Here is a 16,082-nt window from a genome sequence, read left to right as displayed (position 1 = left end):
CTGGCATAAGGGATTGAGTGTCAAGGGCGCGAATGCGCCGCTCCGTGGTCTTGGACCCTTGACACTCAATCCCTTATGACGTTCGCAAACAGGGGTTTTGCCGGGAGCTCAGAAACCACCCGTTGGTTCGATTTGTTCGCGGATGACTGTTGAGGGCGCCAGACCCACAAGCCCGTTCCGGAGTTTGAATGTGACTGAAATCGACGACGACGCCCTGGCCGATGCCTACAATCTCGGACTGGATCTTGAAAAGGCCGGCGACATTGAAGGCGCGGAACGGGAATACCGCAAGGTCCTCGCGCTGGATCCGTCCGATCCCGCCGGCGTCGGCATCAGATTGGCAGCCCTCGGACGGGTTCCAACGCCGGAAAAGATGCCCGACGCCTATGTCGCGACCCTGTTTGATCAGCATGCGGATGTTTTCGACGACATTCTGGTGGAGCAGCTTGGCTATTGCGTGCCGTTGCTTTTGCGCGAAAAAATACGCCAGCTCGGGCTTGGGCCCTTTGAAAGTCTGCTGGATCTTGGCTGCGGAACGGGGCTGACCGGCGTGGCCTTTGCCGATTGCGCGGATCAGTTGACCGGCGTCGACCTGTCGGAGAAAATTGTCGAGCATGCGTTCGACCGGGAGGTCTATGACGATCTCTATGTGGGGGAGGCGGTTGCGTTTCTTCAGGAGTTCGAAGAGGACGACGGCACTGTCCCGAGCTACAGCTTCATTGCCGCAACGGATGTCTTTCCCTATCTGGGCGATGCCGGAGCCATGGTAAGCGGTGCGGCTGCACGGCTCAATCCGAACGGCTATTTCGCGTTTTCAACCGAGAGCCTGACAGCTAGTGGCGAGGCCGGTCCGTCCTTTGTTGTCGGTGCCAAAAAACGGTTTGCGCACCGGCTCGATTATCTTGAGCAGTTGCTTCGGACACACGGTTTCAAGACGCTGGTGGCCGATCCGATCACGGTGCGCCTCGAAGATGGCGAGCCGGTGCCCGGCCACCTGGTGATTGCGCAGCTTTCAGCAGCAGCCTGACATCACAGGAAAAGCCTGGGGCCATGTCTTGCCCCGGGCTTCCATCGAATGCTGTATGGGCTGTCGATGAGGCCCGTCTTTAGAGCACGCGGTGCGGGTTCAAAAGTCCCTTTGGATCGAAGGCGTCCTTGATCCGCTTCATCATGTCGAGTTCCAGCTCGCTCTTGACCGTCTTCAGCAGATCCCGCTTCAACCGGCCAATGCCGTGCTCGGCGGAAATCGAGCCGTGAAAGTCATGCACAATGCCATGGACGATTTCGTTCATCGCATCCCACTTGGCGAGATAGTCCGCCTTGTCGGCACCGACAGGCTGGCTGACATTGAAATGAATGTTGCCGTCGCCGAGATGGCCAAAGGGAACGGGGCGGCAGCCGGGCACGAATTCGGACACCGCTGACATTGCCTTGTCGAGAAAGTCCGGGATCGAGGCAACGGGCACGGAAACATCATGTTTGATCGAGCCGCCTTCGGCTTTCTGCACCTCTGACATGCCGTGGCGGATGTGCCAGAAGTCCTGAACCTGTGTCAGGTTTTCGGCAAGGGCGGCGTCGCTGACAAAGCCTTCCTCAAAGGCTTCTCCGAGGATCTCCTCCAGAAGGTCCCGGATCGGGAAGGCTTCCGAGCCGCTCGACAGCTCCATCAGCACGTACCAGTCATGCGGGGCGCTTAACGGGTCACGCGCGCCGTCAAGGTGGCTCAGGCAGAATTCGACACCGACGCGGGGCATCAATTCAAAGCCGGTGAGAACCGGGCCGGCCTTTGCCTTGGCGGTTGAAAACAACCGGAGTGCTGCCTGCGGGGTTTCGATGCCGACGAATGCAGCTTCAAGTTTTTTCGGCTTCGGAAACAGCTTCAAGGAGGCCGCCGTAATTATCCCCAGCGTGCCTTCCGCACCGATAAATAATTGTTTCAAATCATAACCGGTATTGTCCTTGCGAAGGGTCCTGAGACCGTTCCAGATGTCGCCGTTCGGCAGCACCACCTCAAGCCCGAGAACGAGGTCGCGGGTGTTGCCGTAAGCGAGTACCGCTGTACCGCCGGCATTGGTGGAGATGTTGCCGCCGATCTGGCAGGAGCCTTGCGCGCCAAGCGACAGGGGGAACAGACGGTCGGCCTTTTCAGCTTCCTGATGCAGTGTTTCGAGGATCACGCCGCTTTCGACAGTGATGGTAAAACCCACCGGATCGACATTTCGAACCTTGTTCATCCTGCCGAGCGACAAGACGATTTCAGCCCCGTTTTCTGCCGGAATCTGGCCGCCGACGAGACCGGTGTTGCCCCCCTGCGGAACAATCTGCAGGCCATGCTCATAGGCATAGGTCATCACGGCGCTGACTTCCTCGGTCGTTCCGGGCCGCAACACCATCGGTGTCACGCCCTGATACAGGTCGCGCCATTCGACAAGGTAGGGGGCTTTGTCCTCGTCATTGGTCAGAACATTCGCCGGGCCGATCAGGTCGGCAAGGCGTTCGGCGTGCTGGGATCGCTCCATGAGCGCAGAACCTCGTAACGTGGCTGGTGAATTCGCGCGGTAACATAGTGGTTTGAAACGTCTGCGTCGACGGCTGTTTCCGTGTCGGTGTGTCTTGAAGGAACCGGGGGGCTGTGCCATAGGAACTCCGCCCGTGGTGGCAAGAGTACTGGATTCCTTTTGGAGATGACGATGGCGAAAACGCGTGGATTGATGAGTGGCAAACGCGGCCTGATCATGGGCGTTGCGAACAACAGATCTATCGCGTGGGGAATTGCGAAAGCCGTCACCGATGCAGGTGCCGAACTGGCGCTGACCTATCAGGGCGATGCCCTGAAAAAGCGGGTCGAGCCTCTGGCAGATCAGCTTGGTGCGCATGTTGCCGGTCATTGCGACGTCACGGATCCCGCCAGTATCGACGCCGTCTTCAAGAACCTTGAAGAAAAATGGGGCAAGTTGGACTTTGTGGTTCACGCCGTTGCCTTCTCCGACAAGGACGAGCTGACCGGCCGGTTCGTTGACACGTCCTCCGGCAATTTCGCGCGGACGATGGACATTTCCTGCTATTCGCTGACGGCGGTCACGCAGCGGGCGGAAAAGCTGATGAGCGATGGCGGCTCGATCCTCACGCTGACGTACTACGGCGCCGAAAAGGTCATGCCGCATTATAATGTGATGGGTGTTGCCAAGGCGGCTCTGGAAACCAGTGTCAAGTATCTGGCCATGGATCTCGGGCCGCAGAACATCCGCGTCAATGCCATTTCCGCAGGCCCGATCAAGACGCTCGCGGCATCCGGCATCGGCGACTTCCGCTATATCCTGAAGTGGAACGAATACAACGCTCCTTTGCGCCGGTCTGTGACGATCGAGGAAGTTGGCGACAGCGCCTTGTTTCTTTTGTCCGACCTTGGGCGCGGTGTCACCGGCGAAATCCAGCATGTCGATTGCGGTTACAATATCGTCGGCATGAAAGCGGTCGATGCACCAGACATTTCCGTCGTCAAGGACTGATCAGTGTGGCCGGGTTTCCCGGCCATTTTTTTGAAATCCGCTCTGAACTTTCTAACTAGAGGGCAGGGACTGGAACTGAACCGACGGAATGGAATATGACGCTGGAATTGGATACCGAGACTGCGGAAAACCTGCCGCGCCTGCATGACCCCAACTGCCTGATCTTTATCCGCCACGGCCAGACCGACTGGAATGCGGAAGGGCGTATGCAAGGGCAAAAGGACATTCCGCTCAACGAAACAGGCAGAGAGCAGGCACGGGGCAACGGCCGCCGGTTGAAAGCCTTTTTCGAGAACCATGGGTGCTCTGTCAATCAGTTCCGGTTTGTGGCGTCGCCCATGGACCGGACGCGGGAGACCATGGCGCTGGTGCGCGAGAACATGGACCTTGATCCCTCGGGTTATGAGCTGGACGACCAGCTGAGGGAACTGACTTTCGGGTCTTGGGAAGGGTCCACCATCCCGGAACTGGCCGAAGTCGTTCCGGACCTGGTCGAGGAACGGCGCCGCGACAAGTGGGCTTTCGTGCCACCCGGGGGAGGGGAAAGCTATGCCATGCTGTCTGAGCGGATTGGCAAGTGGCTGGTGACCGTCGACCGGCCGACCGTCGTCGTGGCCCATGGCGGCGTATTCCGGGCAGTCAACGGATTGCTGCAGGGCTTGCCGAAAAGGGATGTGCCCCGGCTCGACGTGCCGCAGGACCGCGTTTTCTTGTGGCAAGACACTTCGATGTCGTGGATCTGACATCGTCAACACGGCGAAGTGATCTCAAAACTGTGCATCCTTGCAATTCCGTGGATCGTATCCAGGCCATTGCCTTTATGAGGTTTGGCCATGAACGACCACTTTTACCGAGACCTGATCAGTTTCAATGATTTCTCCGGGATCGGGGAATTTGAAGGATACCAACCCGTTCCCGATGACTGGGTGGTTCTGGCTGCCGACATTGTCAGGTCGCGCGACGCGATCGCGCAAGGCCGGTACAAGGACGTCAATCTTGTCGGGGCTGCGGTGATATCCGCCGTGCTTAACAAGCTTGGCCGGGAAGAGATCCCGTTTGTATTCGGTGGCGATGGCGCGATTGTGCTTGTGCCGAAGAGCCAACAGGACGCCGGGCGTGAGGCCCTTGCCGGGGTAGCCATGCTTGCCCGGGAGGATGCCGGTCTTGATCTGCGCGTTGCCGCCATTCCGGTCACCGATCTCCGCGCGCGCGGCACGGACATCAAGCTGCGAAAGTTCGAGTTGTCGCCCGGAAATTATCTGGCGATGGCAATCGGCAACGGGATCGAGCTTGCCGAGCGGATCCTGAAGGATGAAGAGGCGGTGAAGGCCTACACGGTCCCCTCGGATCAAGCCGAATTTCCCATGCTGGACGGGCTGTCCTGCCGGTGGGAGCCGATCCCGTCGCTGAACGGAAAAATGCTGGCTCTGATCGTCAGGCCCGGGCAGGAGGGACTGTTGCCGCGTATCGTCACCGGAATGACGGAAGCGATCGGCTTCAACCCGGTTTCCGAGGCGGCGGCGAACCGTATCGTGACATCGAAAAATCTCCGGTTCCGGTTTCCCCCAAGTTCTCTTGACACTGAGGTTCAACTCAAAGGCCGGATATCCGGACGCTTGGCCTACCGGTTGCGCGCTCTTCTGGAGTGTGCGGCATTCGTCTGGGGCTATGTCACGAAGCTGCGGGTGGGTCCGTTCCGGCCCAAACCCTATCTTGCCGAAATCAGCCGTAATACCGATCACCGCAAGCTGGACGACTCCCTCAGAATGGTGCTGGATCTGTCGGAGAGCCAGATTGCGGGTTTGAAGCACTATCTTGAAACGGCGTGCCGGTCGGGAGATCTGGTCTACGGACTGCATGAGTCCCCGAGCGCACTGATGACCTGTTTTGTGACGGATCTGGCCCAGAGCCAGCATATTCACTTTGTCGATGGGGCGGATGGCGGATTTGCGGCTGCTGCCGCCGATCTGCAAACCCGGTTGCGGCCGGTTGCGCGGGCGGGAAACAGAGCGGCAGACCCTGCGGGCCCGCCGTTCCTCCCCGATGCCGAACCGGACGCTTCGGCTGCTGCGCGGCCTTGAGCTTTTATGCACAATGCCGTATCGCTGGCGGCCTTGTTTCGAGCGTGTTTCCGCATCTGCGGTGACCGCTCACAGATTGTCCCGTCAGCGCTCCTTGGAAAAGAACAACCATGTCGCACAACACCTTCGGCCACCTGTTCCGCGTCACCACCTGGGGGGAAAGCCACGGACCGGCCATTGGCTGTGTGGTTGACGGGTGTCCGCCCCTGATCCCGCTGACCGAGACGGACATTCAGTGGTTCATGGACAAGCGCAAGCCGGGCCAGTCGCGTTTCACCACCCAGCGGCGCGAGCCGGACGAAGTGAAAATCCTGTCTGGCGTCATGGTGGATGAAGACGGCGTTCAAAAGACGACCGGAACGCCGATTTCCCTGATGGTCGAAAACACCGACCAGCGCTCCAAGGACTATTCCGAGATCAAGGAACGGTTCCGGCCGGGCCACGCCGACTTCACCTATGACCGCAAGTACGGCATTCGCGATTATCGCGGTGGCGGGCGGTCGTCCGCCCGTGAAACGGCCATGCGCGTGGCAGCCGGGGCGGTTGCACGCAAGGTTCTCTCGGGCGTCACCATTCGCGGTGCATTGGTGCAGATCGGCGAACACAGGATTGATCGCGGCAATTGGGACTGGGCGCAGGTGGACCAGAACCCGTTCTTTTCGCCGGACCCGGAGGCTGCGGCCAAATGGGCGGATTATCTTGACGGCATCCGCAAGGCCGGTTCCTCGGTCGGCGCCGTGATCGAGGTGGTCGCGCAAGGTGTGCCGGTCGGGCTCGGAGCGCCGATATACGGCAAGCTCGACACGGACCTGACGGCTGCGATGATGTCGATCAATGCGGTCAAGGGCGTCGAGATCGGCAACGGCTTCGAGGCGGCCCGCTTGTCGGGCGAGGACAATGCGGACGAGATCCGGATTGGTTCTGACGGCGAACCGGTGTTCCTGTCCAACCACGCAGGCGGCGTGCTTGGCGGCATTTCCAACGGCGAACCGCTCGTGGTTCGTTTTGCGGTCAAGCCGACCTCCTCAATCCTGACCGAGCGCAAGTCGATCACCCGCTCCGGAACGGAAGTCGACGTGATGACCAAGGGCCGTCATGACCCTTGCGTGGGGATCCGCGCCGTGCCGGTCGGAGAGGCGATGATGGCCTGCGTTCTGGCCGATCACCTTCTGCGGCATCGCGGCCAGGTCGGATAATGGAAATTTAACGCGCGCCAATCGTAGAAACTACTCATCGGACTCCTACGTATCTGGGAGGCCGGGCTTGTTGATGCCCGGTCCAAACCGATGTGGAGGTGTTTGGCATGAACGAGATGACCCCGGTTCGCCGCAAGACGGCGAAGGACTTTCCCCAAGAACTCCTGGATCTCTATGACTATTATGCCCACGGGCATATCACCAAGCGCGAGTTTTTAAGCGGCGCGGCGAAGTTCACGGTTGCCGGGGTAACGGCAGCCATGCTGCTGGATCAGCTGTCTCCGAGCTATGCGCTGGCGCAGCAGGTCCAGCCCGACGACCCGGGGATCGTTGCCGAGCGCATCACCTATCAGTCCCCCAATGGCAATGGGGATGTGAACGGCTATCTCGTCAAACCGGCGGGGGCGACCGGCAAGCTGCCGGCGGTTCTGGTCATTCACGAAAACCGGGGTCTGAACCCGTATATCGAGGATGTTGCGCGCCGCTTCGCCAAGGCCGGTTTCCTGACCCTGGCGCCCGACGGGCTGACCTCTGTCGGTGGGTATCCCGGCAATGACGACGAAGGCCGGACCTTGCAGCGGACCGTTGATCCGGAAAAGCTCATGAATGATTTCTTCGCGGGCTTCGAGTATCTGCTCAACAGTGATGAAAGCACCGGCAAGGTTGGAGCCGTCGGCTTTTGCTACGGCGGCGGTGTGGTCAACGCGATCGCGGTCGCCTATCCGGAACTTGCGGCCGGAGTTCCGTTCTATGGACGGCAACCGGATGCAGCCGACGTCGCCAACATCAAGGCGCCGCTGATGTTGCAATATGCCGAGCTGGACGAGCGGATCAATGCGGGTTGGCCTGCCTATGAAGCTGCCTTGAAGGAAAATGGCGTGAACTACACCGCCCACATGTATCCGGGCGTCAATCACGGCTTCCATAACGATACGACACCGCGTTACGACGCGGCTGCCGCCAAGCTCGCGGAGGACAGGACAATCGCCTTTTTCGACGAGTATCTGAAGTAGGCGGGTTTGGCGCGAGTGCCTTGAATGCCGGAATGGCGGCGGCGTGATCCCGCTGCCGCCGTTTTCAGCCTGTCAGGGGGCGGGTCCGTTCAAAAGCCATGATCTTGTCGAGCACCTCGTCCGGCTGCGTCGTCAACGTGTGCAGGCGGACGGAAATCATGTCCCGGCCGTGTTCCCGGTGGTGGAGCTTCCAGTTGCGTATCATGATGCGCTTCCAGAGCGGGAACTTCTGGCGTTTGGTCACCGATGCGTCCAGGCCCCGGTTGAGCAGAATGTTCAGCGTTGTGACCGTGATGCTGCGGACATTGGTTCGCTTGATGTCGAGGCTCCGGATGGAGCCCCAGCCGATAAAGCCGATGCGTTCCACAAACAGCCCGTCTTCGTTCGCCCCAAGCTGGGGCTGCTGCTTCTCCACCATGGGGTAGTGCCAGAAGGCAATCCCCAGGGGAACAAGGGCTGCGATGGCGAGCAGGGGAATGCCCGCCGCAAAGGATACGCCCAGAAAGATCACACCCAGAACCATGCTGCCATACACCAGCGCCTCCCCGTTGGCTCTTTCGAATCCGATTGCAAAGGGGACAGGGGCTCGTTTGTCCGTGTCCTCTTCGAAGGGGTCGGCCGGTTTCGGGTGCATGTGCGGCAAAATCCTTGATCTATGCGTCGATGATTTCAGTCTCGTCGATCTTGATATCAAATCCTTCGAGGCCGACATAGTGCCTTTCGCGCGAGGCCAAGAGCCGGATCGAGCTGACGCCGAGGTCTTTCAGGATCTGGGCACCGAGTCCCACTTCCCTCCATTGTTCCTGCCGAGCTTGCGCGGAGCTGTGTTCCTCTGTGTCAGCCGCTTCAAAATCGGATCTGGGGCGTATGGACTGGCGTGCAACCCCGACCGACCCCTCCCGGAGATAGACAATGACACCGCGGCCGCGATCTGCAAAGTGTTGCATGGTCGTGTCCAGCGGCTGCGTCTTGCCGAAGACGTCATCAAGCACGGATTCCAGCTGCAGCCGCACCGGCACGCTGCGCCCGTCGAGAATGTCGCCGTAGACGATCGCAACATGATGCATCGGATCGTAGGGGGTTGAGTAGGTCATGGCGTAGGCCGGACCCACGATCGTCTCGATCGGTTGTTCGTTGATACGTTCGATCAGCCGCTCGGTGCGCTGGCGCCAGGCAATCAGGTCGGCGACCGAGACCATTTTCAGGTTGTGATCCGCCGCAAATTCGGCAACCTGAGCACCGCGTTTCACCGTGCCGTCGTCATTGACCAGCTCGCTGATAACGCCGACTTCCTCAAGGCCAGCGAGGCGGCACAAATCGACCGCGGCCTCGGTGTGGCCGGAGCGCATCAAAACGCCGCCTTCCTTGGCGACCAGCGGGAAAATGTGACCCGGACGGACAAAATCGTCAGCCGACGCATTGTTGTTTGCAAGCGCGCGCACGGTCGAGCAGCGTTCTTCTGCGGAGATGCCGGTTGTCAGCCCGTGCCGGTAATCGACGGAAATGGTGAAGGCGGTGGCAAGCGGGGCGTCATTTTGCGAAACCATCGGGTCGAGCCGCAGGCGTCTTGCCCCTTGAACCGTCATCGGGGCGCAGATGATGCCAGAGGTGTGACGCACCATGAAGGCCATTTGCTCCGGCGTGACCTTCGAGGCGGCAACAATCAGATCGCCTTCGTTTTCGCGGTCGTCATCATCTGTGACGACAACGATTTCGCCGCGTTCAAAGGCGCGGATGGCTTCTGCGACACGGGCTTGGGTCACGGGATGCTCCTTGGTGGTAGAAAGGCCTAGAAAGTCATTGGGCGTGACCGCGCCGTTGGTCGCGATGGCGATCTTGCGTGCCATGTCGCGCGACACCCAAACATTCGGATCGTTGCAAAGTGCGGTGACCGATGCAGGCGACAGGTCCGCCCGCCGCGCAAAGGCGCTCCGGCTTTCGCCTTGTTGTGATAACCATTGATCCAGTCTCATGCCGAAGATGTAAGCGAGGCGCTTTTCAGGCACAAGAGAAAAGTTGATGAATTTTCAGTATCACTGAAAATAGGTCGAACTTCGGTTTGACTTGGCCGGTATAAGCCGTCGCGGCCATACGGTGCCGCAACGCGTACCAAAACCCGCGCAACCATCAGGCGTCGGCATCCAGAACGGAGAGCGCCAGTTCCGTCAACATGGTTGCAGCCGCGCCGGCGTCAAGCGGCAGCGATCGCGCCGTGATCGAATAGCCTTCGAAATAGGGCACCAGCAGCGTCATCAGCCTGTCGGCACTTTTCGTGCCGGTTTCTCCGCCAATAACAAATTCCGCCAGCACATCCGCAACGCTTCGATAGTACCCCATCAAGCATTGGTCGATGACGTCATTCCGGCTGGAAATTGCCCAGATCTCCCGGAAGGCCCGGCACATGTCGCTGAGTTCATCGCCGTGCACGAGCCCTGCGCGGATAAAGAAATAGACACGGTCGCGGAGGGTCCGGGCCTGACTTTGCCGCATCAGCTGCACCATCTGCGCAGTGCATTCTGAAAAGTAGCGCGCCACCATCGCAGCCAGAAGGTCATCCCGGGATCTGAAATAGTATTGAACATTGCTGAGGCGCATGTCCGCGCTTTCCGCGAGCTTGCGCAATGTCAGACCGGCATCCCCGGTCTCGATCAGAAGCTTGAGGGCGCAATCGAGGATCCGCAATTCCTTTGGGGAGCGTTGTGTGGTGCTAATGATCTGATCCTCCTCGATTATTTCTGCGGTATCCCGGGAGTCTTTTATCGGCTGAAAAACGAAATCCACAATATGGGATTGATTGTTTAGGTCAATCGACCTATTGTTGGTCAAGTGACCTAAACTTGAAGTTGGACAACCTATGAAACCCGAAATTCTCGTTATTGGCGCGACTGGCAAGACTGGAAAGCGTGTGGCTCGACGGCTGGAAGCGCGTGGTCTGGCGGTGCGGCATGGCACCCGAGGCAGCGGCATCCCGTTTGATTGGGAGGCCCCGGCGACTTGGGCGGCAGCGCTTGAAGGCATGACCTCGGCCTATGTGACCTACATGCCGGACCTTGCCGTACCGTCTGCGCAAGATGTCATCGCCGGCTTCGTCAAGGCTGCGGAGGGGGCTGGTCTCAAACGTCTCGTATTGCTGTCTCAGCGCAACGAACCGCGTGCCCAGGCCTGCGAACAGATCGTCAAGGCGTCCGCGCTGGAATGGACGATCCTTCAACCCAGCTGGTTCATGCAGAATTTCAGCGAAGGCGGATTTCTGGAAAGCGTGCTTGAAGGTGAGGTCTCGGCGCCTGATTCCGGTGCGAAGGAACCGTGGGTCGACCTTGACGATGTCGCTGATGTCGCCGTCGCAGCTTTGCTGGAAGACGGGCACACCGGTCAGGTTTATGAAATCACCGGTTCCGATTTGCTGACATTTGAGGAAGCGGTCGCCCGGATTGCGGATGTTACCGGACGCGCGCTGACCTACAAGACGATTACGCCAAAGGCATTCGAAGAAACGCTTGTTGCTGCAGGTTTCGGTGAAACCGACGCCGAATTTGTGGCCACCCTTGTGTCTGAAATTCTTGATGGCAAGAACGCCAGCCCGTCTGACGGCCTGCAGCGCGCCCTAGGGCGCCAGCCGCGCTCCTTCCTTGAGTTCGCACAAGCGGCTCATTCGGCCGGATGCTGGCAGTAACGCGGCGCTTCAAAAGCCATTCGACAACCTGTTTGAGCGCCCACTCGGTGGGCGCTTTTCACGTTTCAAGAAGGGTGTTTCGAATCCGTCAGAAGACGCGCGTACTACCTTGTTTGGTACAGATCTCTTGGTCCCTATGCGGCATCTTGTTTCGACATGCCCGGAAAGCTGGTCACGCGGCAGCGGTCAGGTCTGGATCTTTGACGAACCGGACAACACGGGAGACGAAGGCCGGCTCGGCGGAGACTTGCCGCAAGCCGGTATCATGGCCGATGGCGGCAAAATCCTCGGTCAGATAGGACGTGTAGTAGGGTTCGTGGAACAGCTGCGGGAACAGGCTCAAGAGGCCGTCATAGTCCGGGACGTCGCCTGTTTGAAGACTGTCGACAAAAAGGAACATCCCGCCGGGCTTGAGAACGCGGGCGACTTCCGAGAACGCCAGACGGCGGATCTTCGGCGGCAATTCATGAAACAGGAAAACGCAGGAGATGACGTCAATGCTGTTGTCGTCGAAGGGAAGATTTTCGGCGGCTGCTGTCACAAAGCTGGCGCGCGGTGTGCGTAGCCTTTGCCGGGCAAACCCGAGATAAGGCTCGGAAAGATCAACGCCAATTACTTTCAGGCGCGGGAAGGCCGAAAGGGCAGGTCCCAGCAGGCCACCGGTGCCGCAGGCCAGATCGACATACCGGATCGTCCGCTGATCCTGCCGCTTGACCAGCTCCGAAAGCGGCAGGAGGGCCCTTCTGCGCATGGCGCCCGTTGCCCCGGAAAACAGCACATCCACCTGAAAATCATAGATCCGGGCGCTTTCTTCAGACAGCCAGCCATCGGTCTGGAAATGAAAGTTCTGCCGGTAGTAGCGGGGAAGGGATCCTGCAAACCCTTCCCGGTCCTCATTGACTTCCTGATGCGCATCTTCCGCCCGGCGCCGGGCAACCTTGGGGACATCCCTGAAAAACGCCAGGCTGGTTGCGAGCAGGGCGCGCGGGGTCATGGTCCCGTCCCGGGGCATGGGATAATGCCCCGCCTCGACCGACTTGAGGTCTTGCGCAAACAGCTGGGCGATATCCTCAAGCATGCGGCGCGGACCGGGAACCGGCCCGTCCGGAACCGGCGTTTCGGATTGCGGCAGGTCTTTTGCCAGCCGCAGGTTCATCCGCCGCATCGCTTCATAGTGAAGCTTGTAGAGCGCGACCCGGCTGGTTTGCTGGACCGCATACCGGGTGCGTGTTGTCAGGCGCTTCAGGGTTGGAGGACCAAACCCTGCGCCGGGTGTTGTCTTCTCACGACTGCGCTGCGCCTGTTCCATCCCTTACTCCCGCTTGAGAACCGCCACGCTTTCAATATGGGGCGAATACAGGAACTGGTCCACGGGTGTGACCGATTGCAGCGCATAGCCGCCGTCAATCAGGATCCGGAGATCACGCGCAAGTGTTGCCGGATTGCAGGAGACGGCCACCAGTGTCTTGACCTTGCTTGCCGCAAGGGCTTCGGCCTGAGCCTGCGCCCCGGCGCGCGGCGGATCGAACACCACCGCATCAAACGGTTCCAGCTCATGCTTGACCAGCGGGCGGCGAGACAGGTCCCGGCGCTCGTGGGTGACTTTTTTCAGGCCGTTGGGCACACGCAAGGCCTTGTCGAGCGCCTTCAGGGCCGCTGCCTCGCCTTCAACCGCATGAACCGAGGCGCGGCGCGCGATCCGCAGGGTAAAGGTGCCGGCGCCGCAGAACAGGTCGGCGACCCGTTTTGCCTTGCCGATACCGTTCAGCACCAGATCGCTCAGCTGGATTTCGGCCTGTTCGGTTGCCTGGGCAAAGCCGCCTGCCGGCGGCACAACCCCGACGCCTGCCATGTCGATCATGGGGGGGCGGATTTCCAGAATGGTTTCGCCGTTGACGGAGAGGCGGGCCAGATCCATCTCGACGGCCATTTGTGACAGCGCCGGTATCTTCCGGTCATAGCCCTTGTCGGCCTGGTCGAGCGCCACGTCGAGCCCGGACTTCGTTTTCAGAACCGTGATCCGCAAGTCGCCCTTGCGCGGTGCCACTTGCGCGGACAGACGGCGCAGACCGGACAGGGCTGCAACAATCGACGGGTCGAGAACCGGACATTCGGCAATGTCGACCAGCCGGTGGCTCGCCTTTTCATGATAGCCCAGGACGATGGCGCGTCCGGCACGGGTGGCCGTCAGCACCGCCCGGCGGCGGCTGCCCGGTGCACCGGCAAGAACCTCGGCCACCGGAAAGTCGATGCCCCGGTCGTTCAGGGCACGCGTGACCTGCTCGCGTTTCCAGTCGAGATAGGCGGCCTCGTCCAGATGCTGACCCGCACATCCGCCACAAGTTCCGAAGTGGCGGCAGGTCGGGTCAATGCGATCAGGGCTTTGCTCAATGAGCTCGAAGGTCCTGGCCCGGTCGCCGGTCACTTCGGCGCGCACGCGCTCGCCAGGCAGGACACCGGCCACGTAGATTGGGCCCTTGTCCGTGTCGGCAATTCCATCGCCGCGGTGGCCCAGGCGGGAGATAAGAAGATCTGTCTGTGTCATCGGGCGAGCGATAGCCCTGTGCAGGCGAAAGCGCAAGCAACCAGACGCTCAAACGCGCGGCTTTGTTGATGGGCTCACGCCTTCTTGCCGAACAGCAACCACTCGAGATTGCCATCTCCGCCCTTGACCGGAGAGGGGATCAGACCGCCCGCCTGCCAACCGACCATACCGGCCAGCCAGTCGCGCAAGCGGTTGGCGGTTTCCCGGGCCACCTCCGGGTCGACCAGACCGCCCTTGCCGATCTTGTCCCGTCCGGCCTCGAACTGGGGCTTGACCAGAAAAACCCCTTCGGCGCCCGGGGCTGCAAGCGCAAGGGCTGGCGGGAGGGCAAGTGTCAGCGAGATAAAACTGACATCGGACACAAGGAGTGCCGGGGCGTCCTGATCGAGGTTTGCGGCTGTGAGATCGCGCGCATTCAATCCGTCTTGCCGGACCAACCGGGGATCAGATGCAAGTGACGCGTGCAACTGGCCATGGCCCACATCAATGGCGTGGACTTTTTGCGCGCCGCGCTCAAGCAGCACCTGCGTGAAGCCGCCGGTGGACGCGCCGATATCGAGACAGATCCGGTTTTCGGGATCGATCCCGAAAGCGTCGAGGCCGGCCAGCAATTTCAAGGCCGCCCGTGACACATACCGGGCCGCCGGATCCTCGATCCGGATGGTGGCGTCCGGCTGGATCTTTGCCGACGGTTTGTCGGCAAGGGTTCCATTGACCCGGATCGTCCCGCGCAAAATGGCGTCGCGGGCACGGGACCGGGTTTCAAAATGGCCGGTATCTACGAGGTATTGGTCAAGGCGCTGTCTGGACATGCGCGCCTCATACGCGAAGCCGTGAAAACTTGAAAGCGGCAATCACGACCGCAATGGCTGGCGCGGGATTTGAATGGCCCGGGCCGGCGACGGTCAAACATTGTGCGATTGTCGTCCGCGCTCCACCGGACCATTTGTCCCATGGAAAGACCTTGCAGCACACAAGCGCACGGACATGTGGGGCAACAAGGATATGGGTGCCAGGATCAGGTCATGACATGACAGAGGAAACGGAGCAGTCCGATGACGCGGGGCGCTTCGCTAAAACGGCTCCCCCGTTTCTCGAAAACGTCAAAATGACCGGCTTCCTGTATCGATCAGCTGGCGCAGCTGCGAGACCGCGATGTCCTCTTCTTCCTGATAGGCAATCGTATCGACAAGGCGGTTCTTGCGGTCCATCAGGAGGACTTCTGCGGTGTGGTGCACATTGTACCCGCCGTCATCAAGCGGAGCTTTTTCCGCGTAGGCCTGAAAGGTCTCCACGACGGCATCCACCTGAGCCTGTGAGCCGGACAGGGCCTCGATCCGGTCGTCGAAGGCCGCGGCGTAATCGCCGACAACATCCGGTGTGTCTCTTTCAGGATCAACCGTGACAAAGATATAGTGCAGCTTGTCGGCATCCGGCCCGAGATTTTCCATCCAGATGCGCACATCGGACATGGTCAGCGGGCAGATGTCGGGGCAATAGGTGTATCCGAAGAAAACCACCTTCGGCTTGTCGGCATAATCCTTGTCCGTGACGGTTTCACCGTCGGCATTGACCAGCTCGAACGGGCCTCCGGCACCTGCCTGAGGCGTGAGCGCATCGCTTGTCTGTTCCGCTCTTACCGGCTCGATATCCGCCAGCATCCCCGATACCGTTGCAAAAGCCGCCAGCGCAGCACAGCGCCCGAAGCGCAAGACATCCGATCCGGTCATGTGATCCCCATCCTTGTATCGTCGTTAGATTCTTCAATGCCAGCGTCCTCCTGCCAGCGTGGGAATACTGGGCAAGCTCCAAGGTGCTGTGTTGTTCAAACTGTGACGATTTTCGGAAGGGTTGCAGGCTCACTTCATGCCGGATGACGTTTTCCGCTCACATTGTCATGCGGCAAAAACGCAAGGATTTTATCCGGGATTGGAGAGCTGCTTTTATTGATATTTTACGAGGCGCTCCGATCCCGGTTCTGCGCTTTTCCTTACCGGGATGGTGGACTCAGCCGCGACGTGCAACAAGGCAACGGCCAGGACCGGTTCGCCATAAGGGATTGAGT

15 protein-coding genes are annotated in these 16,082 nt (G+C 60.0%); 7 read left to right on the top strand and 8 right to left on the bottom strand.

Going from position 1 to position 16,082, the window contains the following annotated elements:
• The first annotated feature begins 142 nt into the window (after window positions 1-142).
• Window positions 143-1,027 (top strand): methyltransferase domain-containing protein, encoded by an 885-nt coding sequence (locus E1297_RS09960; RefSeq protein WP_196223262.1) that lies wholly within the window; start codon window positions 143-145, stop codon window positions 1,025-1,027.
• 79 nt (window positions 1,028-1,106) lie between these two features.
• On the opposite strand, the gene E1297_RS09955 is transcribed toward E1297_RS09960, so the two are convergent.
• Complete coding sequence (locus E1297_RS09955; protein ID WP_155137411.1) at window positions 1,107-2,519, bottom strand: FAD-binding oxidoreductase; 1,413 nt, start codon at window positions 2,517-2,519, stop codon at window positions 1,107-1,109.
• Between the two features lie 171 nt (window positions 2,520-2,690).
• Here E1297_RS09955 and fabI point away from each other — a divergent pair, with 171 nt between their 5' ends.
• The 5 genes from fabI (at window position 2,691) to yghX (ending at window position 7,799) form a co-directional block, all read left to right on the top strand.
• Window positions 2,691-3,509: an enoyl-ACP reductase FabI gene (gene fabI / locus E1297_RS09950; RefSeq protein ID WP_155137408.1), complete on the top strand. Its 819-nt coding sequence runs from the start codon at window positions 2,691-2,693 to the stop codon at window positions 3,507-3,509.
• A 95-nt stretch (window positions 3,510-3,604) separates the two neighbouring features.
• On the top strand, window positions 3,605-4,252 hold the full coding sequence (locus E1297_RS09945) for a histidine phosphatase family protein (protein WP_155137405.1): 648 nt from the start codon (window positions 3,605-3,607) through the stop codon (window positions 4,250-4,252).
• A gap of 90 nt (window positions 4,253-4,342) precedes the next feature.
• Window positions 4,343-5,590 carry a DUF3095 family protein gene (locus E1297_RS09940; RefSeq protein ID WP_155137402.1) on the top strand — a complete coding sequence of 416 codons (1,248 nt, stop codon included), beginning with the start codon at window positions 4,343-4,345 and terminating at the stop codon, window positions 5,588-5,590.
• 110 nt (window positions 5,591-5,700) lie between these two features.
• The gene (aroC, locus tag E1297_RS09935) at window positions 5,701-6,786 is read left to right on the top strand and encodes a chorismate synthase (RefSeq protein ID WP_155137399.1); all 1,086 of its coding nucleotides are present in this window, start codon (window positions 5,701-5,703) and stop codon (window positions 6,784-6,786) included.
• 107 nt (window positions 6,787-6,893) lie between these two features.
• Window positions 6,894-7,799 (top strand): YghX family hydrolase, encoded by a 906-nt coding sequence (yghX, locus tag E1297_RS09930; RefSeq protein ID WP_155137396.1) that lies wholly within the window; start codon window positions 6,894-6,896, stop codon window positions 7,797-7,799.
• 64 nt (window positions 7,800-7,863) lie between these two features.
• On the opposite strand, the gene E1297_RS09925 is transcribed toward yghX, so the two are convergent.
• From E1297_RS09925 to E1297_RS09915, 3 genes are all read right to left on the bottom strand, one after another.
• A complete protein-coding gene (locus tag E1297_RS09925) occupies window positions 7,864-8,433 on the bottom strand; it encodes a hypothetical protein (RefSeq protein ID WP_155137393.1) in 570 nt (189 codons plus the stop codon).
• 19 nt (window positions 8,434-8,452) lie between these two features.
• Complete coding sequence (gene ribB, locus E1297_RS09920) at window positions 8,453-9,772, bottom strand: 3,4-dihydroxy-2-butanone-4-phosphate synthase (RefSeq protein WP_155137391.1); 1,320 nt, start codon at window positions 9,770-9,772, stop codon at window positions 8,453-8,455.
• 154 nt (window positions 9,773-9,926) lie between these two features.
• The gene (locus E1297_RS09915) at window positions 9,927-10,625 is read right to left on the bottom strand and encodes a TetR/AcrR family transcriptional regulator (RefSeq protein ID WP_196223261.1); all 699 of its coding nucleotides are present in this window, start codon (window positions 10,623-10,625) and stop codon (window positions 9,927-9,929) included.
• A gap of 28 nt (window positions 10,626-10,653) precedes the next feature.
• On the opposite strand from E1297_RS09915, the gene E1297_RS09910 reads away from it, so the two are divergent.
• Entirely contained in the window at window positions 10,654-11,472 is an 819-nt protein-coding gene (locus E1297_RS09910) for an NAD(P)H-binding protein (RefSeq protein WP_155137385.1), read from the top strand.
• Window positions 11,473-11,644: 172 nt separating this feature from the next.
• On the opposite strand, the gene E1297_RS09905 is transcribed toward E1297_RS09910, so the two are convergent.
• From E1297_RS09905 to E1297_RS09890, 4 genes are all read right to left on the bottom strand, one after another.
• Window positions 11,645-12,781 carry a class I SAM-dependent methyltransferase gene (locus tag E1297_RS09905; RefSeq protein WP_155137383.1) on the bottom strand — a complete coding sequence of 379 codons (1,137 nt, stop codon included), beginning with the start codon at window positions 12,779-12,781 and terminating at the stop codon, window positions 11,645-11,647.
• Window positions 12,782-12,784: 3 nt separating this feature from the next.
• Window positions 12,785-14,017 (bottom strand): class I SAM-dependent RNA methyltransferase, encoded by a 1,233-nt coding sequence (locus E1297_RS09900; protein WP_155137380.1) that lies wholly within the window; start codon window positions 14,015-14,017, stop codon window positions 12,785-12,787.
• 74 nt (window positions 14,018-14,091) lie between these two features.
• Window positions 14,092-14,829, bottom strand: coding sequence for a TlyA family RNA methyltransferase (locus E1297_RS09895; protein ID WP_155137377.1), 738 nt, complete (start codon window positions 14,827-14,829; stop codon window positions 14,092-14,094).
• 291 nt (window positions 14,830-15,120) lie between these two features.
• Window positions 15,121-15,747, bottom strand: a complete 627-nt coding sequence (locus E1297_RS09890) for an SCO family protein (RefSeq protein ID WP_155137374.1) — start codon at window positions 15,745-15,747, stop codon at window positions 15,121-15,123.
• Window positions 15,748-16,082: the final 335 nt, after the last annotated feature.

It is taken from the genome of Roseibium sp. RKSG952 (genome assembly GCF_009711355.1).
The sequence above is the reverse complement of the archived record's forward strand: the minus strand, read 5'-3'. Positions and strand labels throughout refer to the sequence as shown.